Source organism: Streptomyces sp. MMCC 100 (genome assembly GCF_041538145.2).
GTDB lineage: Bacteria > Actinomycetota > Actinomycetes > Streptomycetales > Streptomycetaceae > Streptomyces.
The window spans coordinates 968,607-995,558 of the sequence record NZ_JBGORK020000001.1 but is presented as its reverse complement, the minus strand read 5'-3'; the positions used below and the strand labels follow the sequence as shown (position 1 = coordinate 995,558).

The window sequence follows — 26,952 nt, the reverse complement described above, 5'->3', positions numbered from 1 at the left end:
GGCGATGGGCGTGTAACAGCGGTTAAGGGGCGGATCCGGCGCGGGAAATTGCCGGTCATGACGCACAACACCCCGCTCTCCCCCCGCCCCCGCCCGCTCCACGAACTGGCCGCCGGCCGGCGCCGGCTGATGACGGCCGCCCAGCTGCGGGCACACGGCGTCCTGGCCGCGGAGACCAACGAGCAGTGCCGGCCCGGCGGACCCTGGCAGCAACTCCTGCCGAACGTCGTCCTGCTGCACCCGGGCCCGCCGACCAGCGAGGAGCGCCTGCACGCGGTACTCCTCTACGCGGCGCGGGACCGCGGCCCGGGCACGGCGTCCGGTGCGGCGGCCGGCGTGACCGCCTCCGTGCCGGTCCAGCCGGGCGGAGAGCACCCGCCCGTTCCCGCCTACGCCGAGGCGGTGATCACGGGCCTGGCCGCGCTGACGCTGCACGGGTTCTCCGCCGCGCCCCCGCTGTCGTCCCTGGACCTCATCGATGTCCTGGTGCCGCGGCTGCGCCGGCTGCGTACGACGGGCTGCGCGCGCATCGTCCGCACGGCCGCGCTGCCGACCGCCGTGGAGCTGACCGGGGTTCCGGTGGCGCCGGTGGCGCGGGCCCTGGCGGACGCGGTGGCGGAGCTGACCGATCCGGGCACCGTCCGCCGGCTGCTGACGGAGGCGGTGCGCGGCGGGCACTGCGAACCGGCCGCGGTGGTACGGGAGCTGAACCGGGCCCGGCTGCTCAGCCGCCCGCACGTGGTGGACGCCGTGGACTCGCTGGTCGCCGAGGGGCGGGCGCTGGCCGAGCAGCGCCTGTACCGGATGGTGCGCGAGCACGCCCTGCCGGAGCCGGTCTGGAACGTCGACCTTCGCCTGCCCGGCGGCCCCCACCTGGGCGGCGTGGACGCCTTCTGGCCCGAGCAGGCGGTGGCGCTGGAGCTGGACACCCGGGCGCACCGGAAGCAGGAGGACGACGCCGCCTGGGCGGAGCACGCCCGCAAGCGCGAGCACCTGGAACGGCTCGGCATCACGGTCGTGCACCTCACCCCGCGCAAGCTGCGGGACTGCCCGGAGCACCAGGCGGCCGTCGTGCGCACGGCGTTGATGGCGGCCGGGGACCGGGAGCCCGCCGCGTACGTCGTGGTGCTGCCCCGGTAGTCGGCACCGGGGCGGGCCGTCGGGAGACGGGAGGCCAGGGAGGGGAGGCCGGGCACGGGAGGCCTGGGACGGAAAGGCCGGGGACGGAAGGCCAGGGAGGGGAGGCCGGGGACGGGAGGCCGGGGACGGGAGGCCGGGGACGGAAGGCCGGGGGCGGGAAACAGGATTGTCATGGACCGCCCCTTGTGTCCCCGATGGCGTATGGCGGAAGTACGCCATGGCTTCATCCCGTCCCGGACAGCTCTCCCCAATCAGTGATCCCTTGAGTAAAGCTGAGCGGTCGTCCGGGATCGGATTCCGGACTGCCTCGGCCAGGGCCGGTCGGCCTCGGTCGTGTCGCTCGTTCCTTCACCCCCAAGGGATGCCGATGACCAACAGCCCCCAGCGCGAACCGATACCGGGCGCGAGACGCGCGGCCCGCATGGCCGTCACCACGGGCCTCGTCGCCGCGCTCGCCGCGGTCGGGCCCGTGCCCGTGGCCCTCGCCGCCGACGGCCCGGCGACGACCGCGCCCCCGGTCGACGCCTCGGTCAAGTCCGCCCATGACAAGCTCGGTTCCGACGACGCGGACCTGCTCGCCGAGGCGAAGGCCGACGGCGAGAAGAACGTCACGATGATGGTCGCCACCGCGCCGGGCCGGACCGAGCAGGTGGCGAAGGAGCTGGACGCGGTCGCCGGCGGCACCGTCGGCCGCACCTACGACGAGCTGGGCTACGTCCGCGCCACCGTCCCCACCGCCAAGGCGGACTCGGCCATCGCGGCCGCCGCGAAGCTCTCCTCCGTGCACGGCATCGACCTGCGCGACGAGATCCCGCTGGACGACCCGACGCCGAGCGGGGACATGGCGAAGGGGGCCTCGCACAAGGGCCGTTCCTACCCGGCGCCGAACCGCTGGACGCCGGCCGAGAACCCGTACAACCCGTCCTTCGAGACGGGCGCCGTCGACTTCGTGAAGAAGTACCCGAAGTCGGACGGCCGCGGCGTCACCATCGGCATCCTCGACTCGGGCGTCGACCTCGGCCACCCGGCGCTGCAGAAGACCACCACGGGCGAGCGCAAGATCGTCGACTGGGTCACCGCCACCGACCCGGTCGTCGACGGCGACCGCACCTGGCGCCCGATGACCACCTCGGTCTCCGGGCCCGCCTTCACCTACGGCGGGCAGACGTGGACTGCGCCCGCGGGCTCGTACCAGGTGAGCACCTTCCTGGAGTCGTACACCACCGGCGGTGACGCCGCGGGCGACGCCAACCGGGACGGCGACACCACCGACTCCTGGGGCGTCCTGTACGACGCGAAGGCCGGCACGGTCCGCGTCGACCTGAACAACAACCACGACTTCTCCGACGACAAGCCGATGAAGCCCTACAAGGACGGCTTCCAGGTCGGGTACTTCGGCACCGACGACCCGAAGACGGACGTGGCCGAGCGCCAGCCCTTCGTCGTCGAGATCCGCAAGGACGTCGTCTACAACTCCGCCGGCGCCAAGGCCGACTTCGTCAACATCGGCGTCATCGAGTCCGAGCACGGCACCCACGTGGCCGGACTGACCGCCGCCAACGGCCTGTTCGGCGGCCGCATGGACGGCGCCGCGCCCGGCGCGAAGCTCGTGTCGTCCCGCGCGTGCACCTGGAGCGGCGGCTGCACCAACGTCGCGCTCACCGAGGGCATGATCGACCTCGTCGTCAACCGCGGCGTCGACATCGTCAACATGTCGATCGGCGGCCTGCCCGCCCTCAACGACGGCAACAACGCCCGCGCCGAGTTGTACACCCGCCTCATCGACACCTACGGCGTCCAGCTCGTCATCTCCGCGGGCAACTCGGGCCCCGGTGCCAACACCATCGGCGACCCCGGTCTCGCCGACAAGGTGATCTCGGTCGGCGCGTCCATCTCCCGCGAGACCTGGGCCGCCAACTACGGCTCCGCGGTGAAGACCAAGTACCAGATGATGCCGTTCTCCTCACGCGGCCCGCGTGAGGACGGCGGCTTCACGCCGACGCTGACGGCGCCCGGCGCCGCGATCAACTCCATCCAGACGTGGATGCCCGGCGCCCCGGTCCCCGAGGCGGGCTACGACCTGCCCGCCGGCTACGGCATGCTCCAGGGCACCTCGATGGCCTCCCCGCAGGCCGCCGGCGCCTCCGCGCTGCTGCTGTCGGCGGCGAAGCAGGCCCGCATCGACCTCACCCCGGCCAAGCTGCGCACGGCGCTGACCTCCACCGCCGACCACATCGAGGGCGTGCAGGCGTACGAGGAGGGCGCGGGCCTGATCAATATCCCCGACGCCTGGAAGTCGATCCGGCGCGGCGCCACCGCCCACGAGTACACGGTCAAGGCGCCGGTAGACACCGCGATCGACCAGTTCCTGAAGACGCCGGGCTACGGCACCGGCCTCTACGACCGCGAGGGCGGCCTGAAGGCCGGGCAGAAGAAGACGTACGAGATCACGCTCACGCGTACCTCCGGCGCCGACCAGGCGATCCGGCACGAGCTGCACTTCGAGAACAACGCCGGTCACACCTTCCGGATCGTCGGCCGGGACGAGGTGAAGCTGCCGCTGAACGAGCCGGTGACCGTCAAGGTCGAGGCGCGGCCCGGCTCGGCGGGTCTCAAGAGCGCGATCCTGGAGGTCGACGACCCGCGCACCGAGGGCGTCGACCAGCAGGTCCTGGCCACGGTCGTGGTCTCCGCCCCGCTGAAGTACGCCTACTCCGCGAAGAGTTCCGTGCAGCGCAACGCCACCAAGTCGTACTTCGTGACCGTCCCCGAGGGCGCGAAGGCGCTGGAGGTGGCGATCGGCGAGCTGAAGGGCGAGAGCCAGACCCGGTTCATCTCCATCCACCCCTACGGCGTCCCGGTCGACAACACCTCCACGCCGTACTGCTACAACAACTACCTCGACGGCAACGGCTGCCGCCCCGACGTGCGTGCGTACGCGGACCCGCAGCCCGGTGTCTGGGAGGTCGAGGTCGAGGCCCGGCGCACCTCGCCGCTGCTCGACAACCCCTACACGCTGGACGTCACCGTGCTCGGCGCGGCCTTCGACCCGGAGGTCGTCACCGTGCCCGAGGCCGAGGCCGGCACCCCTGCCGACGCCTCCTGGACGGTGACCAACAAGTACGCCGCTCTGGAGGGCAAGCTGGTCGGCGGCCCGCTCGGTTCCTCCGAGACGTCCCGCCCGACCATCGCGCAGGGCGAGACGGCCACCTCCACGGTCGAGGTGCCCGAGGGCGCCGAGTCGCTGGACGTCGCCATCGGGGGCGTCTCCGACGCCGCCTCCGACCTGGACCTGACGGTCTACGGAGAGGACGGCGCCGTCGTCGCCCAGTCCGCCGACGGCGACTCGGAGGAGTCGGTCTCCATCCCGAAGCCGGCCGCCGGTACGTACACCGTCGAGGTCGCGGGCTACTCGGTGCCGTCGGGCAGCACGGAGTACGACTACCGGGACGTGTACTTCGCCGCCGGCCTCGGCTCGGTCACCGTGGACGACTCGGCGGCGGTGAAGCTCGGCACGGGCGACTCGGCGACGGTGACGGGCAGCGTCACGGCGCTGGCCGCCGCCCCCGAGGGCCGCGAGTTCTTCGGCCGGGTCCAGCTGGTCAACGCCCACGGCACGGTCGCGGGCCTGGGCAGCGTGCGGATCGGGAAGGTCGTGCCGTAGTCCGGTGCGGTACGGGGAGGGGGCGGGCGCGCCGTGTCGGGCGCCCGCCCCTTCCGCGTGCTGCGGCTGCTTCGGCGCGGTCAGTCGCAGGTGAGGGTGCGGGACTCGGGGAGGGAGGCGGTGATCCAGCCGCGGGCGGTGCCGATGTTCCGGTCGCCGGTGATCACCGTGTCCGGGGTGGGCCGGTCCCGGAGGAGGCCGACCAGGACCCGGTCGCCGGGGGCGAGGCGGGCGAGGCTGTCGTCCAGGACGAACGTCGTCGTCGGCCCGGTGCTCCCCTCGGGTGCGTAGGCGTGCGTCACGCGGAGCGTGATCCGGTGCCGTGCGGTGCCCGGCACCGGTTCGGTGGCGGTCACCGTGCCCTCGGCGACCAGACGGGCGCAGGCCAGGTAGCGGGGGGTGCCGAAGACCACGGCGGTCTCCTGGCCCGCGGACGGGCTCTCCGACCGGGCTGCGGACCTGTCGGCCGCGCTGCCGCTCGCCGCGTCCTCGGAGGCACCGCTGCCGCTCTGCACGACCAGCCAGCCCAGGCCCGTGACGACGACCCCCGCGCAGGCCGCCGCGAGGACGCCCAGGGCGAGGCGGAAGGGACGGCGACGGCGTGCTGCCGGGACCTGGACCGGTGCCGGAGTCGGGTGCTCTTCGGGAAGGGCATCGCCCAGGGCGTCACCGAGCAGGGTCAGCTGTTCCCGCAGCAGCGCCACGTCGGCCGTCGCCGACCGGTACTCGCCGTGGGCGTCCGCCCCCGCGTCCGGCGGCAGCGGCTCGCCGGTGATCGCGGCCATCAGCGCGTCGTACCCACCGGGGTGCTGTTCGGCGGCCATCTCACACCACCTCGTCCTCGTGCAGGCGGGCGCGCAGGGCCCGTACCGCCGTGTGCAGCCTGCTCTTGACCGTGCCCTCGGGGATGCCCAGTTCCTCGGCGATGCCGCGCACCGGCAGGTCGGCGTAGAAGCGCAGGACGAGGACCTGGCGCTGGGCGTCCGGCAGCTCGTCCAGGCCCTGGGCGACGGCGAGGGACAGGACGCTGGTGTCCTCGTCCGAGGGATGCTCCGTCTGGCGCAGCGCGGCGAGGCGTTCCCCGAGCCGGTTCTGGCGGCGTCTGGCCCGGTGCCAGTCCATGGCCAGGTTGGAGGCGACGACCGCCGCCCAGGCGGACACGTCGCGCGGCGCCTCGCGGCCACTGGCCGTCCGCTCCAGCAGCCGCAGGCGGACCTGCTGCACCCCGTCCGGCAGGTCCGCCTGCGGCACGCCGCCCAGCGCGAGCACCGCCCGCACCCGGCGTTCCTGTGCCGCGTCCAGGGGGTCGTCGCGTACGTCGTCCCCCTGGCCGCGGCGGGCCTTTCTGCGCAGCAAAGCCACCCCTCCCCCGGCCACGTTTCCCTTACGACGCCCGAGGAGGCCGAAACGTTCGCCCGTGCGGTCGTCTTTTTTCGGCGCGAGGCGCACACATCGGCCAGAGGCGTACGTCACATCGTCGTGTGGGGTGGGAAGGGATGGGCAGGGGCGGAACAGCACAGCTTGCGGCGCGGGGGCGGGGCGACGGAATTTCTGCAGCTCAGCCGGGGTTCGTGCGCAAGGACCACACCCACTGTCCGAGTCGCCGCGTCCCAGTGTGCGGGCACACCGCGCAAAGGATTGGACAGGCGGGCCGGGCTTCGCCCCATGATGGAAAAGTCTCGGCCGAGCAAAGCGCGCGTGAAGACACGCGCACGAACGGAGAAGGAGTCACCGTGAGGGTCGGAATCGTCGGAGCCACCGGTCAGGTGGGCACGGTCATGCGCAGGATCCTCACGGAGCGGAACTTCCCGGTCACCGAGCTGCGCCTGTTCGCCTCGGCGCGCAGCGCCGGCAAGGAGCTGGACGGCGTAACGGTGGAGGACGCGGCCACCGCCGACTACTCCGGCCTGGACATCGTGCTCTTCTCGGCGGGCGGCGCCACCTCCAAGGCGCTGGCCGAAAAGGTCGCCTCGCAGGGCCCCGTCGTGATCGACAACTCCTCCGCCTGGCGCCGCGACCCCGAGGTCCCGCTCGTGGTGTCCGAGGTGAACCCGCACGCGATCGCCGACCGCCCCAAGGGCATCGTCGCCAACCCGAACTGCACCACGATGGCCGCGATGCCGGTGCTGCGTCCGCTGCACGCGGAGGCGGGCCTCGAGGCCCTCGTCGTCGCCACCTACCAGGCGGTCTCCGGCTCCGGCCTGGCCGGCGTGGACGAGCTGTTCGAGCAGGTCCAGAAGGTGGGCGCGGACGCCCCCAAGCTGACCCACGACGGTTCGGCCGCCGAGTTCCCGAAGCCGGAGAAGTACGTGGCGCCGATCGCGTACAACGTGCTGCCGCTGGCCGGTTCCATCGTCGACGACGGTCTGCACGAGACGGACGAGGAGCAGAAGCTCCGCAACGAGTCCCGCAAGATCCTGGAGATCCCGGAGCTGAAGGTGTCCGGCACCTGCGTGCGGGTGCCCGTCTTCAGCGGCCACTCCCTGCAGATCAACGCCCGTTTCGCCCGCCCGATCAGCGTGGAGCGCGCCAAGGAGCTGCTGGCCGGCGCCCCCGGTGTCGCCCTCACCGAGGTGCCGACCCCGCTGGAGGCGGCCGGCCAGGACCCGTCCTACGTGGGCCGCATCCGCCAGGACGAGACCGTGGACAACGGCCTCGCCCTGTTCGTCTCCAACGACAACCTGCGCAAGGGCGCGGCCCTGAACGCGGTGCAGATCGCGGAGCTGGTGGCGGCGGAGCTGAAGGGCTGACGACCCGGGGCTAGCCCCGCCTGACCTCGTAGAGGAAGCAGCCGTACTCGACGGCCCGGACGTGGACGAACGCCACGGCCGGGTCGTCGAACGCTTCCCGGAGGGCGGGCACGAAACCGTCGGGTTCGACCAGCTGTCCGCCCAGGATGCGTCCCTGGGCGGAGTAGCGGCGGACGGTGCGGTGCGCGTTGGTGAAGGCGAGTCCGTCGCCGTCCGGCCCCGCGCATTCCTCGGCGTGGATGAAGACGGGGCCCTGCTCGTCGTAGGCGCCGGGGTCGGCGCCCGTTTCCGCCGCCCAGCGGCGCAGCGGGGCGTAGGAGACGAGCGCGATCCGCTCACCGGCGCGGCTGCGGCGCAGGCAGCAGCGCAGGGGAGCGCCGCCCTCGTAGTCGGTCACGGGGGCGGGGACGCGGCCCGCGTCGTCGGTGGCGCGCAGTTCCTTGAGGGCGGCCGGGGGGACGGGATGTGCGGTGTAGCCGTTCATGCGGTCCAGGCTCGCGCGCGCGGGGCCCGGGCACCGGCGGGAAACGGACATCGCGTTGGGCGTGGGTCACGTGGAAGGATGGCGCAACCCACACATAACGAGGAGATGACCGCGTGCCTGGCACAAACCTGACTCGCGAAGAGGCGCGGCAGCGGGCGACGCTGCTGACCGTTGACTCGTACGAGATCGATCTCGACCTCACCGGCGCGCAGGAGGGCGGCACCTACCGGTCCGTGACCACGGTGCGCTTCGACGTCGCGGAGACCGGCGGCGAGGGTGGCGCCGAGTCCTTCATCGACCTGGTCGCGCCGACGGTCCACGAGGTGACGCTGAACGGCGACGCCCTCGACCCCGACGAGGTGTTCCAGGACTCCCGCATCGCCCTGCCGGGGCTGCTGCCGGGGCGCAACGTCCTGCGGGTGGCCGCCGACTGCGCGTACACCAACACCGGCGAGGGCCTGCACCGGTTCGTCGACCCGGTGGACGACCAGGCCTACCTGTACACCCAGTTCGAGGTGCCGGACGCGCGGCGGGTCTTCGCGAGCTTCGAGCAGCCGGACCTGAAGGCGACGTTCCAGTTCACCGTGAAGGCGCCCGAGGGCTGGACGGTCATCTCCAACTCGCCGACGCCCGAGCCGAAGGACAACGTCTGGGAGTTCGAACCGACCCCGCGCATCTCGTCGTACATCACGGCGCTGATCGTCGGCCCGTACCACTCGGTGCACAGCGTGTACGAGAAGGACGGCCAGTCCGTCCCGCTCGGCATCTACTGCCGCCCCTCGCTCGCCGAGCACCTCGACGCGGACGCGATCTTCGAGGTCACCCGGCAGGGCTTCGACTGGTTCCAGGAGAAGTTCGACTACCAGTACCCGTTCAAGAAGTACGACCAGCTCTTCGTGCCCGAGTTCAACGCGGGCGCGATGGAGAACGCGGGCGCGGTGACCATCCGCGACCAGTACGTGTTCCGTTCCAAGGTGACGGACGCCGCGTACGAGGTGCGGGCGGCGACGATCCTGCACGAGCTGGCGCACATGTGGTTCGGCGACCTGGTCACCATGGAGTGGTGGAACGACCTGTGGCTGAACGAGTCGTTCGCCACCTACGCCGAGGCCGCCTGCCAGGCCGACGCGCCGGGGTCGAAGTGGCCGCACTCGTGGACGACGTTCGCCAACCAGATGAAGACCTGGGCGTACCGGCAGGACCAGCTGCCGTCGACGCACCCGATCATGGCGGACATCAGCGACCTGGACGACGTGCTCGTCAACTTCGACGGCATCACGTACGCCAAGGGCGCGAGCGTGCTCAAGCAGCTCGTCGCGTACGTCGGTGAGGACGCGTTCTTCCGGGGCGTGCAGGCGTACTTCAAGCGGCACGCGTTCGGCAACACCCGCCTGTCCGACCTGCTGGGCGCGCTGGAGGAGACCTCGGGGCGCGACCTGAAGACCTGGTCGAAGGCGTGGCTGGAGACCGCCGGCATCAACGTGCTGCGCCCGGAGATCGAGACGGACGGGAACGGTGTCATCACGTCCTTCGCCGTCCGCCAGGAGGCCCCGGCCCTGCCCGCCGGTGCGAAGGGGGAGCCGACGCTGCGCCCGCACCGCATCGCGATCGGCGCCTACGACCTCGACGCCGACGGCAAGCTGGTGCGCGGCGACCGGGTCGAGCTGGACGTGGACGGCGAGCTGACGGACGTACCGCAGCTGGTCGGCAAGCCCCGCCCGGCGGTGCTCCTGCTCAACGACGACGACCTGTCGTACGCGAAGGTCCGCCTGGACGAGCAGTCCCTGGCCGTCGTCACCGAGCACCTCGGCGACTTCACCGAGTCGCTGCCGCGCGCCCTGTGCTGGGCGTCGGCGTGGGACATGACCCGGGACGCGGAGCTGGCGACCCGCGACTACCTCTCGCTGGTGCTGTCCGGCATCGGCAAGGAGTCCGACATCGGTGTCGTGCAGTCGCTGCACCGCCAGGTGAAGCTGGCCATCGACCAGTACGCCGCCCCGACCGCCCGCGAGGCGCTGCTCACCCGCTGGACCGAGGCCACGCTGGCCCACCTGCGGGCCGCGGAGGCGGGCAGCGACCACCAGCTGGCGTGGGCGCGGGCCTTCGCGGCGACGGCGCGGACGCCGGAGCAGCTGGACCTGCTCGACGCGCTGCTGGACGGCACGCAGACGATCGAGGGCCTGGCCGTCGACACCGAGCTGCGCTGGGCGTTCGTGCAGCGCCTCGCGGCCGTGGGCCGGTTCGGCGGGTCGGAGATCGCGGCCGAGTACGAGCGGGACAAGACCGCCGCCGGTGAGCGCCACGCGGCCACCGCGCGGGCGGCCCGCCCGACGGAGGCGGCGAAGGCGGAGGCCTGGGAGTCGGTCGTGGAGTCCGACAAGCTGCCGAACGCCGTGCAGGAGGCGGTCATCGCCGGCTTCGTGCAGACCGACCAGCGCGAGCTGCTGGCGGCGTACACGGAGCGGTACTTCGAGGCGCTGAAGGGCGTCTGGGAGTCCCGTTCGCACGAGATGGCCCAGCAGATCGCGGTCGGCCTGTACCCGGCGGTGCAGGTGTCGCAGGAGACCCTGGACCGCACGGACGCCTGGCTGGCCTCCGCCGAGCCGAACGCGGCCCTGCGCCGGCTGGTCTCGGAGTCCCGCTCGGGCGTCGAGCGCGCGCTGAAGGCCCAGGCGGCGGACGCGGCGGCGGCGGCCGAGTAGGCGGTCGTACGTTGTCGAGGGGGCGCCCGGTGTCGCACTGGGCGCCCCCTCTGCGTACCGCGTACCGCACGGGTCCGAACGACCTTGGCGTGTGCCCCGTACCGGACCCCCGGTGCGACTTCAAGCGGCGCGCCCCTCCGCCGCCGTGCGCAGGGCCGCCAGCACGGTGGCGACGGCGGCGCCCTCCTCCGCCCCCTTGCGCACGGCCGCGAGGACGTGCCGGACGGGGCGGTCGGCGCGCAGCTCGCGCATCACCACCCCGTCCCGGGGCACGGCCGCCATGCGCGGCACCAGGGCCACGCCCATGCCCGCCTCCACCATGGCGAGGATCGCCGGCCAGCCGGCCGCCGCGTGCCCCTGGTGCGGCCGGAACCCGGCGGCCTCGCAGGCACCGCGCGTGATGTCGGACCAGGGCCCGCTGCCGCCGAAGATCCACGGCTCGGCGGCGAGGTCGGCCAGCCGCAGCCGTTCCGCGCGGGCCAGCGGGTGGTCGCCGGGGAGCGCGACGTCCAGCGGGTCGGCGAGGAGCGGGACGCGGGTGAAGCGCGGGTCGACGGCGCTCGGCGCCTGCGCGGCCAGCGACAGCGCGAGGTCCACCTCGCCGGCGGCCAGCAGCTCGTACGCCTCCTGCGCCTCCGCCTCCCGCACCCGCACCGCGATCCCGGGGCTGTCGGCACGCAGGGCGGTGACGGCCGGGACGACGAGGGCGGGTACGGCGGTGGAGAACGCGCCGACCCGGACCTCGCCGGCCTCTCCCCGGATGTGGGCGGCCAACTCGGCGTCGGCGCGTTCCAGTTGCTCGAAGACAGCCTCGGCGTGCCGCAGCACCAGGCGCGCCGCGTCCGTCAGCCGCACCCTCCTGCCGTGCGCCCGGAGCAGCTCCACCCCGAGCTGTCCGGAGAGGTTCGTCAGCTGCTGGGACACGGCGGACGGCGTCATGTGCAGTGCCTCGGCCGTCGCGGTCACCGTGCCCCTCTCCCGCAGCGTCCGCAGGATCTGCAGCTTGCGGATGTCCCAGTCGGCCATGGCGGCAACCTACCGGCGGGCCCCCGCACCGAGGACGACGCCGCCGAGGATCAGCGCCATGCAGCCCGCCTGTGCCCAGCCGGTCGGCTCGGCGAGCAGGGCCCAGGACAGCAGGGCGACGCACACCGGCTGGAGGTAGTAGACGACGCCGGCGCGGGAGGGGCCGATCAGGGAGATCGCCTTGTTCCAGGCGAAGAAGGCGACGGCGGAGGAGGCGACGCCGACGTAGAGGAGCGGCCAGACGGTGTCCGGTGCCGGGTGGAAGCCGCCCTGGACGGCGAGGCTGACGCCCTGCGCGGGAAGCAGCAGGACCGTGCCGCACAGGAACGTGGTGAACAGGAACCCCGCGCCGTCCAGCCCGGCGGGCCTGCGGCGCAGCAGCGCGCTGTACGACCCGAAGCAGCAGGCGGCGGCGATCATCCACAGGTCGCCGGCCGAGAAGGACGCCCCGTCCCCTCCGACGAGCAGCAGGACGCCCGCGCAGGCGATGACCAGCCCGGCGATCCGGCGTGCCCCGAGCCGGACGCCGCCCGCACGTTCGTACAGGGCCATGAGCACGGGGGACGCCGCCATGATCATGCCCATGTTGGCGGCGGGGGTGGTGACACCGGCCTGGTTGACGAGGGTGTTGTATACGGTCACGCCGAGCAGGGAGGCGAGGGCCACGAAGCCGAGGTGACGCCGGATCAGAGCGCGCTGCCGCCAGGCGCGCCGGGCGCCGAAGGGGGTGACGACGGCGAGGGCCACCACCCAGCGCCAGAACGCGTGCTGGACCGGCGGCACGCTGTCGCCGAGGGCCCGTGAGGTGACGAAGCTGCCGGACCAGACGAGGGTGGCGAGGACGGCGAGCGCGAGCCCGAGGGCGACGGGCGCCGTCGGCCGCACCGGGCCGGTGGCCGGCGCGGCGGCTTCGGCGGGGTGGGCGGTGGTCCGGTGGACGGTGGTCCCGTGGGCGGTGTCCGTGCGGGCGGTGGTCCTCTCGGCGGCTGTGGCCACGAAGGTCCTTTCCTGGTCGGAGGCCTGACGGGCCTACCGTCGCAGGGCCGGACCCATCAGGTCCATCGAATCTTTTCGACCGTTCTTTGAAGAAGAACTGAACGGTTTGCCGGAAGAGCCAGTACGCCGGCGCCGTATTGGCCGACGCCAGGTCGAGGTAGCCGCCGGCAACTACGCTCGGAGGTAGCTTACTTCTAAGCAAGTTTCCGTCAGGCTACTTTCTTGCGGCCGACCGGCATCGCCTCGATACTCGTCCCATGACTGAGCACCCCAAGGACCCCGTCGACGTGATCATCGACCAGTGGGCGGTGGTGCGGCCCGACCTGGACACGGCCGGCATGGAGGTGTTCGGCCGGGTCTTCCGGCTGGCGCGGGCGATGGGCGACCGGATGGAGCAGGCGTACGCCCGCTTCGGCATCTCGCGCGGGGAGTTCGACGCCCTGGCCACCCTGCGCCGCTCCGGCGAGCCGTACACGCTCTCCCCCCGGCAGCTGTCGGCCACGCTGATGCTCACCACCGGCGGTATGACCGGCCGGCTGGACAAGCTGGAACGGGCGGGACTGCTGCGCCGCTCCCCCGACCCGCACGACCGCCGGGGACTGCAGGTCACCCTCACCGAGCGGGGACTGGAGCTGATCGACGAGGCGGTCGGCGCGGGCCTCGCCGCCCAGACCGAGGCACTGGCCTCCCTCGCCCCGGAACGGGCCGGTCAACTGGCCGACCTGCTGCGGGAGCTCCTCGCCGGTACCGAGAGGTAGGCGGGGGCGGGCGACTCCCCGGGGCGGCCCGCCTCAGCCCACGTGCGCGTGGAGCGCCGCCTCGGTCCGGGCGGCCCCGGCGTTCTCCGCCGCCCAGGCGACGTACCCGTCGGGCCGCACCAGCACGGTCGTACGGCGCCCGCTCACCCAGTGCGCCACCGCCAGCCGGTCCTCGCGGCCGGCCGCGGCACCGTACGCCTCCGCGTCCGGGTTCGGGGCCGCGTCCGGGGTCGGGTCGTGCGGGGTGATCAGCACGAAGCGTCCGCCGCGCAGCGCCTCGTACAGTCGCCCGCCGCCCGCGAGGGCCACGTCGGGCACGCGGGTGCCGGTCAGCCGGTGGGATCCGCGGGCGGCCGGGTAGCGGAACCCGACCCCGGTGATGTGGCCGGTCGCCCGGCGGCGGGCCGGGCCCACGTGGTCGAGGACGGTGGTGAGGGCCGCCCGCAGTGCCAGTGTCCAGGGGTGCTTGGCCATGGCGAGGCGGACGATGCCGCCGCTGCTGCGCAGGACCGACCTACCCACGGGGTGGCGTTCGGACTGGTAGGTGTCGAGCAGCCCGGGCCCGGCGTGCCCGTGCAGGACGGCCGCGAGCTTCCAGCTCAGGTTGGCCGCGTCCTGGAGGCCGGTGTTCATGCCCTGGCCGCCCGCCGGGGTGTGCACGTGCGCGGCGTCGCCGGCGAGGAAGACGCGGCCCACGCGGTAGGCGGGCACCTGCCGTTCGTCGCTGTGGAAGCGGGACAGCCAGCGGGGGTCGTGCATCCCGAAGTCCCGGCCCAGGGCGCGGCGGGTGATCTCCTTGACCTCGTCGAGGTCGAGCGGCTCGCTGTCGGGGACGTTCCGGTCGCGGTGCCAGCCGATCACGCGGTGGTACCCGTCGCCGAACGGCGCGAGGAACGCGAAGGCGTCCCCGACGGCGTTGACGCTCAGCAGCGTCTCCGGCTGCTCGGCGAGGCGCACGTCGGCGAGGACGACGGAACGGATGGCCGAACGCCCGGGGAACGGCAGGCCGACCGCCTCGCGCACGGTGCTGTGCATGCCGTCGGCGCCCACGACGTAGGCCGCCCGCAGCGCCTCCGTCTCCCCGCCCGGACCGCGGACCGCGACGGTCACGGTGTCCTGCGCCGGGTCCTGGCGCAGGCCGATCGTCTCGGTCTCGTGGCGGAATTCGACGCCGGCCGCCACCGCACGCCGCTCCAGCACCTTCTCGACCTCGTACTGCGGGAGGACCAGGAGGTGGCGGAAGCGGGAGGGCAGGTCGGCGAGGTCGACGGAGAGACGGCCGAAGAGGCGCAGCCGGTCCAGGGGCCGGCCCACGGCCTCCAGGTCGTCGGCGAGGGCGCGGGCGTCGAACAGTTCGAGGGTGCGGGCGTGCAGGACGAAGGCGCGGGAGAGGTTGCTGATCCGGCGCGGGCGCTTCTCTACGAGGGTGACGGGGATGCCGGCGGCGGCGAGGTCACCGGCCAGGAGCAGGCCGGTGGGGCCTGAGCCGACGACGATCACGGAGCCGGAGCCGGAGCCGGAGCCGGGGCGGGGGTTCGCGTGCTGGGTGCCGTTCATCTGGGCCTCCTTGCGATGCCAACGCTCGTTTGCCAACAACTGTTTGCCAACGCTCGTTGTCACCGTAGGGCGGCCCCACACATGAAGTCAACACTTGTTGGCCTACACATGTTGGCCTACGCTTGTGGGCATGTCTTCCAGACGCTCCGAGAGCACCCGCGCCGCCATTCTCGACGCGGCGCGCGAGCGCTTCGCCGCCGACGGCTACGAGCGGGCCACCATCCGCGCGATCGCCCGGGACGCGAGCATCGATCCGTCGATGGTGATGCGCTACTACGGCAACAAGGAGGGCCTGTTCGCGGCGGCCATGACGATCGACCTCGCGCTGCCCGACCTGACCGACCGCCCGCGCGAGGAGGTCGGGCGGGCCCTGGTGACCCACTTCCTCGCCAGGTGGGAGGAGGACGAGGTGCTCACGGCGCTGCTCCGGGTCGGGGTTACCAACCAGGCCGGGGCCGAGCGCATGCAGGGCATCTTCCGCGACCAGTTCCTGCCGGTCGCCCGCCGCGTGTGCCCGGACCCCGAGCAGGCTCCCGCGCGGGCCGCGCTCGTCGCGACGCAGGTGCTCGGCATGGCCCTCACCCGGTACGTACTGCGCATCCCGCCGGCCGTGGCGCTCCACCGCGAGGAGGTCGTGGCCTGGCTGGCGCCCACGCTCCAGCGCTACTTGACGGCACCGAGCCCCTGACCGCCGCGCGAGCCCCTGACCGCCGCGCGAACGCCGAAGGGCGCCGCCCCCGTCGGCGCACGGCTGACGCGCGTACGTGCGGCGGGGGGCGGCGCCCTCGGTGAAGCGGGGGGGGAGGTCAGGCCTTCGCGTCGGCCTTGACCTTGGCCTTGGTCTTCGTGCCGGGGGTCTTCACCAGGTGGTCCGGGTGGGACCGGTCCAGGACCATGATCAGGCCCGCGATGATCACGAACAGCGCGATCGGGGCCAGGACGTAGAGGCCCAGCGTCTCGACGACGCTCAGGCCGGTGCCGGGGTCGTCGCCGTCGTCGCGGGTCAGCGCGAGCGCGGGGGACGACATGAGCAGCATCATCAGCGTCGTACCGGCTGCCAGGGCGCCGGCGCGCAGGGCGTTCTTCTTGTCCACGGTGCCAAGTTAGCGAACGGTCCGAGCGACCGCGCGCCCGGGGTGCCCGTACGGGGTCCGCGGGCGTCCCGCTCAGCCGTCCCGGCCGCCGCCGCGCTCCCGTACGGCATCGCGTACGACGTCGATCAGGGCGTGCAGCCGGGGCGAGGCGGCCAGGTCCTCCAGGGTCACCGGGCGGCCCTCGGCGTCGGCGACGGGCAGGCGCCAGTTCGGGTACTGGTCCCAGGTGCCGGGGAGGTTCTGGGGGCGGCGGTCGCCGACGGCGTCGGGGAGCCAGATACCGACCATGCGGGCGGGGGTGCGCAGCAGGAAGCGGTGCACGGCCTGGATCCCGGCCTCCTCGGCGGGCGTTCCGGTGTCGCCGCCGGTCCCGTGCAGCAGCCCGAGCCGGGCCAGGACGTCCAGCCACTCCGACGTGTCCGCGGCCGCCTCGGCGCGCTCCTCCTCCGGCGGGCGGGTGAGCAGGCCGAGGCGGTCGCGGAGTTCGACGTGTTCGCCGGTGAGGCGGGCCGCGGTGGACGGCAGGTCGTGCGTGGTGGCGGTGGCCAGGCAGTCGGCGCGCCACCGCTCGGGCGGCAGGGGACGGCCGTCGCCGGTCCAGTCCCGTTCGAACCACAGCACCGAGGTGCCCAGCACCCCGCGCTCGCGCAGCGCCTCGCGCATCCCGGGCTCGACGGTGCCCAGGTCCTCGCCGATGACCACGGCACCGGCCCGGCCGGCCTCCAGGACGAGGACGGCGAGCATGGCCTCGGCGTCGTAGTGGACGTAGGTGCCCTCGGTGGGCGGGTGGCCCTCGGGCACCCACCAGAGCCGGAACAGGCCCATGACGTGGTCGACGCGCAGCGCCCCGGCGTACCGGAACAGGCCGCGCAGCAGCTCCCGGAACGGCGTGTACCCGGAGTCGGCCAGGCGGTCGGGGCGCCAGGGCGGCAGCCCCCAGTCCTGGCCGCGGGCGTTGAAGGCGTCCGGCGGCGCGCCCACCGACATGCCGACGGCGAAGTGCTCCTGCTGGGCCCAGGAGTCGGCGCCGCGCGGGTGCACGCCGACGGCGAGGTCGTGGACGATCCCGACCGGCATGCCGGCCTCGCGGGCGGTGCGCTGGGCGGCGGTCAGCTGGGTGTCGGTGAGCCAGGTGAGGCGCGAGTGGAAGTCGACGCGGTCCATCAGCTCGCCGCGGGCACGGTCGGTCGCGGCCGAGCGGGGGTCGCGCAGGCCCTCGGGCCACTGGTGCCAGTCGGAGCCGTGGACCTCGGCGAGTGCGCACCAGGTGGCGTGGTCCTCCAGGGCGGTGCCCTGTTCGGCGAGGTAGTCGCAGTAGGCGGCGCGGCGGCCGGGGCCGAGGGGGACCTCGTGGAGCAGTTCCAGGGCCTCCCGCTTCAGCTCCCACACGGCGTCCCGGTCGATGAGGGCGTCCTTCTCCAGTACGCCCTCGCGCAGCCGCCCGGCCCGTTCCCGCAGGACCCGGGTCCGCTCGTGGTCGGTGACGTACGCGAACTCGGGCACGTCCTCGATCCGCAGGTGCACGGGGTCGGGGAAGCGGCGCGAGGAGGGCCGGTAGGGGGAGGGGTCGGTGGGGGCGCCGAGGACGGCCGCGTGCAGCGGGTTGACCTGGACGAATCCGGCACCGAGGGCGCGTCCGGCCCAGGCGGCGAGTTCGCCGAGGTCGCCGAGGTCGCCCATGCCCCAGGAGCGGCGGGAGAGGAGGGAGTAGAGCTGGACGAGGAGCCCGTGGGTGCGGGCGGCGGGGGCGGGCAGCCGGGCGGGCGCGACGATCAGGTGGGCCTCGGCGGTCCGGCCGTCGGGCGCGGTGGCGGTCAGCCGGTGGACGCCGGGCGGGAGCCGCCCTGCGTCGTCGCGGCGCTCGCCCTGCTCGGTGTCGACACGCAGCCGGGTGCCCGGTGGCAGGGCGGCCAGCGCTGCCGGGGTGCCGCCGCCGTCCCAGCGGACGACGGTGGGCGGCAGCAGCCGTTCGCGCAGCTCGGTCTCGCGGGCGGTGAGCGCGGCCCGTACGGCTGCGGGGGTGCTCGTGTCCACGCCGAGGGCGGCCAGCGCGAGGGTGACGGCGGTGGCCGAGGCCTGGACGGTGCGGTCCGGGGAGGGGCGGTAGGAGGTGGCGACGCCGTGCAGGGCGGCGAGCCTGGTCAGATCCTCGGGAAGGTCCTCGGTGGGGGGCTCGGCCGGCCGGGCTGCGGGCATCTGCTTCCTCTACGACCTCGTGGGTTCCGGGACGGCGAAGGAGGGGCCGCCCTGCTCCGGCACGTCGGCCGTGAGTTCGGGCGAGGACTCGCTGGTCAGCGGTACGGCGTCGGCGAACGGCGACTCGCTGGTGAGGGGCTCGGCGTCGGGCAGCGGCGGTTCGCTGGTCAGCGGGGTCTCGGCGCTGCTGCCGGTGGCGCCGAAGACGCAGTAGTGCGGGGTGTCGGAGGCGGCGGAGGGCTCCGCCCAGGGGGTGGACGGCTCCGCCACGGGTTTGGAGGGGGCCGGCAGCAGAAGGGGCGCCAGTGCAGCCACGGGGGTCTCCTTTGGTTCAGGCTCTGGGTCGGACTCTGGAACAGGCTCTGGTTCGGGCTCTGGGTCGGGCGGTGTGTCGAGCACGCTTGTGGCGAGTTATGGCAGCCCCTACCCAGTCCGCGCGAGGACAGACACCCCGATACCGACAACGTGCTCCTGGTCACATCCGCCCCGTCCTGAATACGCACAGACCCGGCCAAAAAATCACCTAACCCGCGCGCGGATCGCCCAAACCGGTCACGTAGGCGCGCCTCGTCCCGAGAAACACCCTCCAGCTATTCACTCAGTACATGTACTCGGTGAATACTGATCCCCATGAGCACCCGTCACATCCTCCTGGGGCTGCTCGCTTCGGGGCCGAGCCACGGCTACGACCTCAAGCGGCGCCACGACGAACGCTTCCCCCAGGCCCGCCCGTTGGCGTACGGCCAGGTCTACACGACCCTGCAGCGCCTGGTCCGGGACGGGCTCGCCGAGGTCGACGGCACCGCGTCGGACGGCGGCCCCGAGCGGACCGCGTACCGCGCCACCGACGAGGGGACGCGCGAACTGGCGCGGTGGGCGGGCGAGATCGCACCGCCCGCGCCCTTCGTGACGAACGAGATCTTCGCCAAGGTCGTCGTCTCGATCCTCACCGGCGGCGACGCGGACGCCTATCTGCTGGCCCAGCGCGCCGCCCACATGGGCCGGATGCGGGAATTCACGGCGCTCAAGACGGCCCCGGGCACGGACCTCACGACCGTGCTCTCGGCCGACTACGCACTCAACCACCTCGACGCCGACCTCCGTTGGATGACCACCACGGCGGCCCGGCTCACCACCCTGACCAAGGAGGTCCGCACGGCATGACGCACGGGGACACGGCCACGGCCACGGATACGCGCGGGACCGCGGCGGCGCCGCTGCTGACGGCCCGCGAACTGACAAAGGCGCACGGCAGGACCGAGGCCCTGCGCGGCGCCTCCCTCGACCTCCGAGCCGGGGAGATCCTCGCCGTCACCGGGGCCAGCGGCAGCGGGAAGTCGACGCTGCTGCACTGTCTGGCCGGGATCGTCCGGCCGGACGCCGGTTCGGTGACGTACGGCGGCCTGCGGCTGGAGGAGCTGCCGGAGAAGCGGCTGAGCGAGCTGCGCCGCACCGATTTCGGCGTGGTCTTCCAGTTCGGGCAGCTGATCCCGGAGCTGACGGCACGGGACAACGTGGCGCTGCCGCTGCTGCTGGCCGGCACCGCCCGCGCCGAGGCCCGGGCACGGGCCGGGGAGTGGCTGGAACGGTTCGGGGTGCGCGGCCAGGAGGAGCTGCGGCCGGGCGAGATGAGCGGCGGGCAGGCGCAGCGGGCGGCGCTGGCCCGCGCGCTGGTCACCGGGCCGAAGGCGGTGTTCGCGGACGAGCCGACCGGCGCGCTGGACTCGCTGGCGACCGAGCAGGTGATGACGGCGCTGGCGCACACGGCCCGGGAGTCGGGCACCGCGGTGCTGCTGGTCACGCACGACGCCCAGGTGGCCGCGTACGCGGACCGCGAGGTACGGCTGCGGGACGGCGCCGTGTCCCCGCTGGAGGTGACGGCGTGAGCACGCTGACCTCCGACATCCGGCTGGCCCGGCAGCTCGTGCAGGGCTCGGACCGGCGGGAGTGGTGGCGGATCGCACTGACGGCGGCGGGCGCGGCGGCGGCGACGGGCTTCGCGCTGGCCGCGGTCACCCTCGCGTCGGTCCCGGACGGCTACACCGTCTCCCACTTCCACGGCCTGCTGACCGGTTCCGGCACCCGCAACGGGGTGATCAGCGGCCTGCTGCTGTTGCTGGTGCCGGTGCTGGCCTTCCTCGGCCAGTGCGCCCGGATCGGTGCCGTGCACCGCGACCGGCGGCTGGCCGGGCTGCGGCTGGCCGGAGCGACGCCGTGGCAGGTGCGCCGGATCGCCGCGCTGGAGACGGGGCTCGCCTGTCTGCTGGGCTCGGCGGTGGTGACGGTCTTCTCCGTCCTGTTCGTGCTGCGTCTGTGGAGCGGGCCGACGGCTGTGACCTGGGCGGGCTTCGCACTGGTCGCCGTCGGCGTACCGGTGCTGGGCGCGGTGGCGGGCGCGGTGGCCCTGCGCCGGGTGGTGGCCTCGCCGCTCGGTCGGGTGCGCCGGTCGGGGCAGAGGACCGGCCGTGGTCCGGGGCTGCTGTTCCTGAGCAGTCTGGTGATGCTGGTCGCGGTGGCTCCGCTCGCCCTGGACAGCGGCCAGGTCGCGGGCAACCGGTTCGAGTGGCGCACCCCGTTGGCCGTCTTCTGCCTCGTCGTGGGGCTCGGCGCGGGCGTGGTGTGGCTGGCCGGGGCCGCGGCCCGGGTGACCGGCCGGCTGCTCGCCGGGCGCGCCCGTACGGCGGCGCCGCTCCTCGCGGCGGAACGGCTGCGCGACGACCCGTGGGCCCCGGCCCGCACCCACGCCGCGGTCCTGCTGGTGACGGTCGCCGGCACGGCCTTCCTGTGCGTCCGGCACGCGCTGCTCACCGACCTGCGCACCACTGCTCCGGAGCACCGCGCCGCCGACTTGGCGTACTACACCACCGGCCTGGACCTGACCGGCGCGGCCGTCCTCGTCGCCCTGGCGATCGCCCTGTCCGGCCTCGCCGTGGGCACCGCCGAGTCCTTGGCCACCCGCCGCCGGACGCTGGCCGCCCAGGTCGCCGCCGGCGTCCCCCGCACGGTCCTGAACCGCGCCCTCCTTCTGGAGACCGCCCTCCCCCTGGCCCCCGCCCTGCTGCTGGCCGGCGCCGGGGGCATGGCGTTCGGCACCTGGTACTCCTCCGTCACCAGCGACGGCTCGCTCCCGTGGACGGCTCTCCTGGTCGCACCGGCGGTGTACACGTCCTGCCTGCTCGCGGCGGCAACGGCCCTGCCCCTGCTGGGCCGCTCGGTGCGGCCGGGGGAGCTGCGGTACGTCTGACGGTGCCGATGGCGGGATGCGAGTCTGCTCGGCATGACCGAACAGCGGGGCACCGGCCCGTCGGTGCGGCGGATACGGCAGGCGGCGCGCCGGTACCTGTCCCGGCGACCGGTGATCCTGGCGGGGCTGTGGGCAGGCCTGCCGCTGCTCACCGTGTTGTTCGTGCACGGCACCGGCGCCTCCGGTGCCCTCGTCGTGTACACGATGGGGATCGTGGCGTGGTGGACGGCGCGGTGCAGCGGATCCTCGTGGAAGAACCCCGAGCGGGTGAAGGCACTGATCGCCGAGGGCGGGAAGGTGCTGGCGGTGCTCCCGGTCCGCCACCCCCGGATTCCAGTGGCCCGGCGCCTGTTCCACGGCTGCTTCGTCGTCCTGACCGAGCGCCAGGTCCTCGTGTTCGCGTACAGCCGGCTTCGCGATGTCCCGACGGAACTCATGTGGGCGGCGGACCGGCACGAGGACGCTGTGGCGCTGCGCGACGGACGGACCCTCGTCCTGCCGACGCCCGGCGCCTCGACCGAGCTGGCACTTCCGCGCCGTCTCCGGCCGACCACGACGACCCGGTTGGCCGCGCTCCTGCGCAGACCGCCGCCTGCCCGGCAGCCGCCTCCGCCCTGGCGGGGGCGGGGGTCCTACTGAAAAGCGTGAGCATTTGGCGGGTAAGTGTCACTTTGGCGCTCAAATGAGCGGCTAGAGGACAGTGGGGGCACTAGTGCTCACAGCGTCAAGGAGGCACATGACGTCACGGCCGCATCGCGCATCGGCTCCTTCAGGCGCTCGACCGGTTCAACGCCGCTCACCCCTGGGACCACAACACCCACTACCACCGCTGGATCCCGCGGCAACTCCCCCGCCGGATCGGCAGCGCGCTGGACGTGGGGGCCGGCACCGGTGATCTTGCCCGCCTTCTCGCCGCCCGCGCCGCCTCCTCTTCTGGCGCTACACCCTCACCTGGCGCCGCCCCTGACCGGCCGGCCGCCCCAACTCCCCACGAACCGCGCCCACGCCTGCGGCGCGAGGCAGAGTATCGGCCCGTCAGCAGGATTCTTGGAGTCACGGACGGCCACGGTCGCGGACACATTGACGGCGACCTCGACGCATTCGCCGGAGGTGTTGCTGTAGCTGGACTTCACGTAGTCGAACTCGGACACCGGTCAAATCTCCTGTCGGATAGCGTCGATGAGCTGGACGGAGTCACGCTGAGCGAGGCTCCGTCGGGCAGTACGGTCGAAGAGATCGCTGTATTCGCTGCTCGCCGCCTCGTTCTCCACCCACACGCTGGACGCGATGGTGTCGGCCTGGATCACGTCCACCGCCTCGGTCTCGTTGAACGACAGGATGGTAAACGGGCCCGTGATGCACGGATGCCCTCCAGCGTGGAACGGCAGGACCTGTAGGCGGACGCTCTCCAGTTCGGCCACTTCCAGGAGCCGTTCCAACTGCCCTCGCATGATCGAGGAGCCTCCGATCAACTGCCGCAACGCCGCCTCCCAGACGACGGCGTACACCTCAAGCGGACGTTCCCCCGACAGACGCCCCTGCCGACGCATCCGGATGTCGACGACTCGCTCGATCTCTGCGGGGTCTTCCCACGGCCCGACGCCCTCACTGACCGCCAACGACCGGGCGTACTCAGGAGTCTGGAAGAGGCCCGGAACGAGCGACAGCTGCCAGGTGCGCACGCGACTGGCTGCGTCTTCCATGGCGATGAACTCGGTGAGCGCGCCAGGATGCGGGGAGTCCTGCCACCATCCCTTCGCCTTGCGCCTTTCACGGTCCAGCCTGGCCAGTTCCAGCAGTTGAGCGATGGCCCTTGTGTCCACCAACCCGTAGAACTCGCACAGCGCACGAATGTCCGGATCACGCATGGGCACCCAGCCGCGCTCCATTTTGACGATCTTCGAGTTGGTCGCGCTGATGACCTCGGCGGCCTGCTGCTGCGTCTTGGCCGCGGCGTCCCGCAGACGCAGGAGTTCACCACCGAGCCTGCGCCCGAGCACAGTTGATGTCCTGTTGCCGAGTTGCGTGGTTCGAGTCACCCCCACATGGTGCCGGACCCACATGGTGCCGGAGTCGACCCTCCAGACCTCAACCTCCGTCGCCAGCACCAGCCGCCCGTCGCCGTCCACGGCCACCGCCTCCCCCACGAGCGACCGGTCCCCCGGAAGCTCCGCCCGCACCATGCGCCCGAGCGAGACAAATGTCTCCGATCTAGTTGCACCAGAGACTATCGTGCCGCTTCGGTGTTCACCCGCTCACTCTGCGGCCCACCCCGGCGGAAGCGCACCGTCCTGCCCCACGCAGGCACGGCAGAGACACCGCCGCCCCCACTTGGAGGCACCGCCCCATGACAGAACCCGTGCCCTTGTCACCACTCCCCCACGAAGACCTGCTCGACTACACCCCCACCCAGTGCAGCGTCCCCCTCGCCCGGCGCAGAGCCGCACGGCTCGTCGCGGAGTGGGGGCAGCCGGGGCTCGCAGGAGACGCCGCCCTCGTCGTGTCGGAGCTGGTGACCAACGCCCTGCTGCACGGCAGCCTCCGGGGACGGCTCATTCGCGTCCACGTCACCCTCGGTCACCGGACCCTCCGGGTCGAAGTATGCGACCCGCGTGGCGAGCGGCTGCCGCGCCCACGCCCGGTCGCGGACGCCGACGAGCAGTTCGGGCGCGGACTCTTACTGGTGGGAGCACTGGCCACGCGGTGGGGATGGGAGCCGCGAAGTGTCGGCAAGACCGTGTTCGCCGAGTGGGACCTGCCCACCGCCGCAGTAGTGGGGGTCACGTGAGGGAGGAGGGACAGCTGGAGTTCCTCGGTGGACGCCTCGGCCGGAAGGTCTGGCCCGACGGATCCCGGGGGCGCGTCATCCAGTGGCTCACACGCGCCTGCCTGGTACAGCGGCCCGAGCTGTGGCTCGACTCCCAACAGGGACTGAGCGTCGAGCGCCGCCGCGAGGGCCGCGCCCGCCCCGACGGTTCGCTCGTCCCCAGTCACGCTTTCGCCGGCGCGGGCGAATGGGCCGACCCCGCCCCCGTCCTCATGGTCGTCGAGGTCACCTCGTACGACTCGGACACCGACCGGCGCGACCGCGTCGACAAGCCCCGGGCCTACGCCGAGACGGGTATCCCGGTCTACCTCCTGATCGACCGGGACACCTGCGAGGTCAAGGTGCACAGCCGCCCGGACGGGGGACGGTACGAGACCGTGCAGACGCTGCCCTTCGGCAAGGAGGTCGCGCTGCCCGAGCCGGTCGGCATCGCCCTGGACACCGAGCCGCTGAAGAACTGGGTGCGCTGACCCGGAGCAGACCGAGGCCCGGAGCGTCAGGCGGAAATGCCGTCGATCCGGGCCATGGCGTCCTCCGCGCCGTACGGCTGCAAGTACGGCAACCAGCGCGGGTCCCGATGCCCGGTGCCGATGATGCGCCAGGCCAGGCCGGTGGGCGGGGCCGGTTTGTGGCGCAGGCGCCAGCCCAGCTCGACCAGGTGGCGGTCGGCCTTGACGTGGTTGCAGCGGCGGCAGGACGCCACCACGTTGTCCCACGCGTGCAGGCCCCCGCGACTGCGCGGGACGACGTGGTCGACGCTGGTGGCGACGGCGCCGCAGTACATGCAGCGGCCCCCGTCGCGGGCGAAGAGGGCACGGCGGGTGAGCGGGACGGGGCCACGGTAGGGCACCCGCACGAATCGCTTGAGCCGGACCACGCTGGGTGCGGGCACGGTGACGGTCGCGCTGTGCAGATAGGCGCCGGACTCCTCGAGGCACACGGCCTTGTTCTCCAGGACGAGGACGAGCGCGCGGCGGAGCGGTACGACGCCGAGTGGCTCGTACGACGCGTTGAGGACCAGGACATGCGGCACGGGTGCCTCCTTGGGCGTCGGCGGCGCGTGGCTCGCGCCGGGACGATCTGGTTCAGTCTCCCCTCATGCCTGGTCGTAGCGCCACCATGTCCCGGTAACGGGCTGGGAGTGTTTTCGACCACACGGGGCCCGTGGTCGCGGGCGTGACCAGTTCAGGCGTGGGTGAGCAGTGTCTCGCCCGCCCGTTTCGGGCCGAACCGGGTCCGGTGCCCCGTTAGTGTGGTGCATCTGCCCGTCCGGTGACCATTCCGTGACCTTGGACCGGACCCAAGGACCGGACCGCGCAGGACGGGCCGCCGCACCTGGAGGTTTCCGCCGTGTCCCTGTCCGCCGCCGTCCTACTGGCCGCCGGTTCGTCCTCGCCCTCACCCTCGCCGTCCCCGACGGCTCCGACCGTGCCCTCGCTGAAGGAAGCCCACGAGAGCGCGACCAACGCCGCGGGCTGGGTCGAGGAGAACTGGTCGACATGGCTCGCGATCGGGCTGCGGGTGCTGCTGATCGTCGTGATCGCGCTGGTGCTGCGCGCCGTGGTGCGGCGGGCGATCACCAAGCTCATAGAGCGGATGAACCGCAGGACCGGGTCGTCGACCGGCACCGCGCTGAGCGGGCTGCTGGTCAACGCCGAGCGGCGCCGGCAGCGGTCGGAGGCCATCGGTTCCGTCCTGCGCTCGGTGGCCAGCTTCCTCATCCTCGGCACCGCGGCCCTGATGGTGCTGGGCACCTTCCAGATCAACCTGGCCCCGCTGCTGGCCTCCGCCGGTGTCGCGGGCGTCGCGATCGGCTTCGGTGCCCGGAACCTGGTCACCGACTTCCTGTCCGGCGTCTTCATGATCCTGGAGGACCAGTACGGCGTCGGCGACAGCATCGACGCGGGCGTGGCCTCCGGCGAGGTCATCGAGGTCGGGCTGCGGGTGACCAAGCTGCGCGGCGCCGACGGCGAGATCTGGTACGTCCGCAACGGCGAGGTCAAGCGCATCGGCAACCTCTCCCAGGGCTGGTCCACGGCCGGCGTGGACGTGACCGTCCGCTCCGACGAGGACCTGGACAAGGTGAAGGAGACCCTCACCGCGGTCGGCGAGCGGATGAGCAAGGAAGAGCCCTGGAACGAGATGCTCTGGGGCCCGATCGAGACCCTCGGCCTGGACTCCGTGCTGCTCGATTCCATGGTGGTGCGGGTCTCCGCGAAGACCATGCCCGGCAAGTCCCTCACCGTCGAGCGCGAGCTGCGCTGGCGCATCAAGCGGGCCTTCGACGCGGCCGGCATCGCGATCGTCGGCGGCGCCACCGTCCCGCTGGAGGGTGCCCCGGTCGCCGCCGACCCGACGGCGGGCGTCGCGGCGCCGTCGGCGTACGCGAGCACCGTCTCCCCGCAGTCCATCGCCGCGTCCCCGATCCCGCCGCCGAGCACCACCAAGTAGTCCGGGCAACCGGTCACGCGCCCACGCCCCCGCCCCGCCCCGCCCCGTCCCGCCCCGCCCCGC

The 26,952-nt window shown here is 73.0% G+C and carries 25 protein-coding genes and 1 pseudogene; 14 read left to right on the top strand and 12 right to left on the bottom strand.

Annotated features, from left to right (window positions below; genetic code table 11):
- Positions 1-57 precede the first annotated feature (57 nt).
- Together ABS735_RS04610 and ABS735_RS04605 are read left to right on the top strand one after the other, a co-directional pair.
- The gene (locus ABS735_RS04610; RefSeq protein ID WP_373900109.1) at positions 58-1,140 is read left to right on the top strand and encodes a hypothetical protein; all 1,083 of its coding nucleotides are present in this window, start codon (positions 58-60) and stop codon (positions 1,138-1,140) included.
- 367 nt (positions 1,141-1,507) lie between these two features.
- Positions 1,508-4,804 carry a S8 family serine peptidase gene (locus tag ABS735_RS04605; RefSeq protein ID WP_373900108.1) on the top strand — a complete coding sequence of 1,099 codons (3,297 nt, stop codon included), beginning with the start codon at positions 1,508-1,510 and terminating at the stop codon, positions 4,802-4,804.
- 80 nt (positions 4,805-4,884) lie between these two features.
- On the opposite strand, the gene ABS735_RS04600 is transcribed toward ABS735_RS04605, so the two are convergent.
- Positions 4,885-5,628, bottom strand: coding sequence for a hypothetical protein (locus tag ABS735_RS04600; RefSeq protein ID WP_373900107.1), 744 nt, complete (start codon positions 5,626-5,628; stop codon positions 4,885-4,887).
- A 1-nt stretch (position 5,629) separates the two neighbouring features.
- Positions 5,630-6,166 (bottom strand): RNA polymerase sigma factor, encoded by a 537-nt coding sequence (locus tag ABS735_RS04595; RefSeq protein WP_373900106.1) that lies wholly within the window; start codon positions 6,164-6,166, stop codon positions 5,630-5,632.
- Positions 6,167-6,537: 371 nt separating this feature from the next.
- Here ABS735_RS04595 and ABS735_RS04590 point away from each other — a divergent pair, with 371 nt between their 5' ends.
- Positions 6,538-7,554 carry an aspartate-semialdehyde dehydrogenase gene (locus ABS735_RS04590; protein ID WP_373900105.1) on the top strand — a complete coding sequence of 339 codons (1,017 nt, stop codon included), beginning with the start codon at positions 6,538-6,540 and terminating at the stop codon, positions 7,552-7,554.
- Between the two features lie 10 nt (positions 7,555-7,564).
- Here ABS735_RS04590 and ABS735_RS04585 read toward each other — a convergent pair whose 3' ends face one another.
- A complete protein-coding gene (locus ABS735_RS04585) occupies positions 7,565-8,038 on the bottom strand; it encodes a DUF1203 domain-containing protein (protein WP_373900104.1) in 474 nt (157 codons plus the stop codon).
- 113 nt (positions 8,039-8,151) lie between these two features.
- Here ABS735_RS04585 and pepN point away from each other — a divergent pair, with 113 nt between their 5' ends.
- A complete protein-coding gene (gene pepN, locus ABS735_RS04580; protein WP_373900102.1) occupies positions 8,152-10,740 on the top strand; it encodes an aminopeptidase N in 2,589 nt (862 codons plus the stop codon).
- 120 nt (positions 10,741-10,860) lie between these two features.
- On the opposite strand, the gene ABS735_RS04575 is transcribed toward pepN, so the two are convergent.
- Both ABS735_RS04575 and ABS735_RS04570 read right to left on the bottom strand, forming a co-directional pair.
- Complete coding sequence (locus tag ABS735_RS04575; RefSeq protein ID WP_373900101.1) at positions 10,861-11,766, bottom strand: LysR family transcriptional regulator; 906 nt, start codon at positions 11,764-11,766, stop codon at positions 10,861-10,863.
- Between the two features lie 9 nt (positions 11,767-11,775).
- Entirely contained in the window at positions 11,776-12,762 is a 987-nt protein-coding gene (locus tag ABS735_RS04570; protein WP_373900100.1) for a DMT family transporter, read from the bottom strand.
- A 257-nt stretch (positions 12,763-13,019) separates the two neighbouring features.
- Between ABS735_RS04570 and ABS735_RS04565 the strand changes: the two genes are divergently transcribed.
- A complete protein-coding gene (locus tag ABS735_RS04565; RefSeq protein ID WP_373900099.1) occupies positions 13,020-13,520 on the top strand; it encodes a MarR family winged helix-turn-helix transcriptional regulator in 501 nt (166 codons plus the stop codon).
- Between the two features lie 33 nt (positions 13,521-13,553).
- Here the strand turns inward: ABS735_RS04565 and ABS735_RS04560 are convergent, their stop codons facing one another.
- Positions 13,554-15,077 carry an FAD-dependent monooxygenase gene (locus ABS735_RS04560; RefSeq protein ID WP_373900098.1) on the bottom strand — a complete coding sequence of 508 codons (1,524 nt, stop codon included), beginning with the start codon at positions 15,075-15,077 and terminating at the stop codon, positions 13,554-13,556.
- Positions 15,078-15,207: 130 nt separating this feature from the next.
- Here ABS735_RS04560 and ABS735_RS04555 point away from each other — a divergent pair, with 130 nt between their 5' ends.
- Positions 15,208-15,765 carry a TetR/AcrR family transcriptional regulator gene (locus tag ABS735_RS04555; protein WP_373900097.1) on the top strand — a complete coding sequence of 186 codons (558 nt, stop codon included), beginning with the start codon at positions 15,208-15,210 and terminating at the stop codon, positions 15,763-15,765.
- Between the two features lie 118 nt (positions 15,766-15,883).
- Here ABS735_RS04555 and ABS735_RS04550 read toward each other — a convergent pair whose 3' ends face one another.
- The 3 genes from ABS735_RS04550 to ABS735_RS04540 form a co-directional block, all read right to left on the bottom strand.
- Positions 15,884-16,171, bottom strand: coding sequence for a hypothetical protein (locus tag ABS735_RS04550; RefSeq protein ID WP_373900096.1), 288 nt, complete (start codon positions 16,169-16,171; stop codon positions 15,884-15,886).
- 72 nt (positions 16,172-16,243) lie between these two features.
- Positions 16,244-18,367 (bottom strand): 4-alpha-glucanotransferase, encoded by a 2,124-nt coding sequence (malQ, locus tag ABS735_RS04545; protein ID WP_373900095.1) that lies wholly within the window; start codon positions 18,365-18,367, stop codon positions 16,244-16,246.
- Between the two features lie 9 nt (positions 18,368-18,376).
- Positions 18,377-18,682, bottom strand: coding sequence for a hypothetical protein (locus tag ABS735_RS04540; protein WP_373900094.1), 306 nt, complete (start codon positions 18,680-18,682; stop codon positions 18,377-18,379).
- Between the two features lie 315 nt (positions 18,683-18,997).
- Here ABS735_RS04540 and ABS735_RS04535 point away from each other — a divergent pair, with 315 nt between their 5' ends.
- The 5 genes and pseudogenes from ABS735_RS04535 to ABS735_RS04515 form a co-directional block, all read left to right on the top strand.
- A complete protein-coding gene (locus ABS735_RS04535; RefSeq protein WP_373900093.1) occupies positions 18,998-19,531 on the top strand; it encodes a PadR family transcriptional regulator in 534 nt (177 codons plus the stop codon).
- Complete coding sequence (locus tag ABS735_RS04530) at positions 19,528-20,253, top strand: ABC transporter ATP-binding protein (protein ID WP_373900092.1); 726 nt, start codon at positions 19,528-19,530, stop codon at positions 20,251-20,253. Before ABS735_RS04535 ends, ABS735_RS04530 begins: the two co-directional genes overlap by 4 nt.
- Positions 20,250-21,611 carry an FtsX-like permease family protein gene (locus tag ABS735_RS04525; RefSeq protein WP_373900091.1) on the top strand — a complete coding sequence of 454 codons (1,362 nt, stop codon included), beginning with the start codon at positions 20,250-20,252 and terminating at the stop codon, positions 21,609-21,611. The genes ABS735_RS04530 and ABS735_RS04525 overlap by 4 nt, the downstream gene beginning before the upstream one ends.
- Before the next feature lie 33 nt (positions 21,612-21,644).
- Positions 21,645-22,250 (top strand): hypothetical protein, encoded by a 606-nt coding sequence (locus tag ABS735_RS04520; protein ID WP_373900090.1) that lies wholly within the window; start codon positions 21,645-21,647, stop codon positions 22,248-22,250.
- A 113-nt stretch (positions 22,251-22,363) separates the two neighbouring features.
- Positions 22,364-22,535: pseudogene (locus tag ABS735_RS04515) on the top strand (SAM-dependent methyltransferase); the annotation flags it as partial.
- A 23-nt stretch (positions 22,536-22,558) separates the two neighbouring features.
- Here ABS735_RS04515 and ABS735_RS04510 read toward each other — a convergent pair.
- Both ABS735_RS04510 and ABS735_RS04505 read right to left on the bottom strand, forming a co-directional pair.
- Positions 22,559-22,762, bottom strand: a complete 204-nt coding sequence (locus ABS735_RS04510) for a DUF397 domain-containing protein (RefSeq protein ID WP_373900089.1) — start codon at positions 22,760-22,762, stop codon at positions 22,559-22,561.
- Between the two features lie 3 nt (positions 22,763-22,765).
- Positions 22,766-23,794 (bottom strand): DUF5753 domain-containing protein, encoded by a 1,029-nt coding sequence (locus ABS735_RS04505; RefSeq protein WP_373900088.1) that lies wholly within the window; start codon positions 23,792-23,794, stop codon positions 22,766-22,768.
- 164 nt (positions 23,795-23,958) lie between these two features.
- Between ABS735_RS04505 and ABS735_RS04500 the strand changes: the two genes are divergently transcribed.
- Both ABS735_RS04500 and ABS735_RS04495 read left to right on the top strand, forming a co-directional pair.
- Positions 23,959-24,399, top strand: coding sequence for an ATP-binding protein (locus ABS735_RS04500; protein ID WP_373900087.1), 441 nt, complete (start codon positions 23,959-23,961; stop codon positions 24,397-24,399).
- The gene (locus ABS735_RS04495; protein ID WP_373900086.1) at positions 24,396-24,908 is read left to right on the top strand and encodes a Uma2 family endonuclease; all 513 of its coding nucleotides are present in this window, start codon (positions 24,396-24,398) and stop codon (positions 24,906-24,908) included. The genes ABS735_RS04500 and ABS735_RS04495 overlap by 4 nt, the downstream gene beginning before the upstream one ends.
- A gap of 26 nt (positions 24,909-24,934) precedes the next feature.
- Here ABS735_RS04495 and ABS735_RS04490 read toward each other — a convergent pair whose 3' ends face one another.
- Positions 24,935-25,471 carry an HNH endonuclease gene (locus tag ABS735_RS04490; RefSeq protein WP_030399972.1) on the bottom strand — a complete coding sequence of 179 codons (537 nt, stop codon included), beginning with the start codon at positions 25,469-25,471 and terminating at the stop codon, positions 24,935-24,937.
- A 317-nt stretch (positions 25,472-25,788) separates the two neighbouring features.
- Between ABS735_RS04490 and ABS735_RS04485 the strand changes: the two genes are divergently transcribed.
- Positions 25,789-26,889, top strand: coding sequence for a mechanosensitive ion channel family protein (locus tag ABS735_RS04485; protein WP_373900085.1), 1,101 nt, complete (start codon positions 25,789-25,791; stop codon positions 26,887-26,889).
- The last annotated feature ends 63 nt before the right edge of the window (positions 26,890-26,952 follow it).

Bases quoted from the DNA above. Each gene is read 5' to 3' on its own strand.
- malQ (WP_373900095.1), bottom strand. From the start codon at position 18,367: ATGCCCGCAGCCCGGCCGGCCGAGCCCCCCACCGAGGACCTTCCCGAG.
- ABS735_RS04505 (WP_373900088.1), bottom strand. From the start codon at position 23,794: ATGGTGCGGGCGGAGCTTCCGGGGGACCGGTCGCTCGTGGGGGAGGCG.
- ABS735_RS04605 (WP_373900108.1), top strand. From the start codon at position 1,508: ATGACCAACAGCCCCCAGCGCGAACCGATACCGGGCGCGAGACGCGCG.
- ABS735_RS04565 (WP_373900099.1), top strand. From the start codon at position 13,020: ATGACTGAGCACCCCAAGGACCCCGTCGACGTGATCATCGACCAGTGG.
- ABS735_RS04610 (WP_373900109.1), top strand. From the start codon at position 58: ATGACGCACAACACCCCGCTCTCCCCCCGCCCCCGCCCGCTCCACGAA.
- ABS735_RS04575 (WP_373900101.1), bottom strand. From the start codon at position 11,766: ATGGCCGACTGGGACATCCGCAAGCTGCAGATCCTGCGGACGCTGCGG.
- ABS735_RS04560 (WP_373900098.1), bottom strand. From the start codon at position 15,077: ATGAACGGCACCCAGCACGCGAACCCCCGCCCCGGCTCCGGCTCCGGC.
- ABS735_RS04555 (WP_373900097.1), top strand. From the start codon at position 15,208: ATGTCTTCCAGACGCTCCGAGAGCACCCGCGCCGCCATTCTCGACGCG.
- ABS735_RS04530 (WP_373900092.1), top strand. From the start codon at position 19,528: ATGACGCACGGGGACACGGCCACGGCCACGGATACGCGCGGGACCGCG.
- ABS735_RS04520 (WP_373900090.1), top strand. From the start codon at position 21,645: ATGACCGAACAGCGGGGCACCGGCCCGTCGGTGCGGCGGATACGGCAG.
- ABS735_RS04500 (WP_373900087.1), top strand. From the start codon at position 23,959: ATGACAGAACCCGTGCCCTTGTCACCACTCCCCCACGAAGACCTGCTC.
- ABS735_RS04585 (WP_373900104.1), bottom strand. From the start codon at position 8,038: ATGAACGGCTACACCGCACATCCCGTCCCCCCGGCCGCCCTCAAGGAA.
- ABS735_RS04535 (WP_373900093.1), top strand. From the start codon at position 18,998: ATGAGCACCCGTCACATCCTCCTGGGGCTGCTCGCTTCGGGGCCGAGC.
- ABS735_RS04600 (WP_373900107.1), bottom strand. From the start codon at position 5,628: ATGGCCGCCGAACAGCACCCCGGTGGGTACGACGCGCTGATGGCCGCG.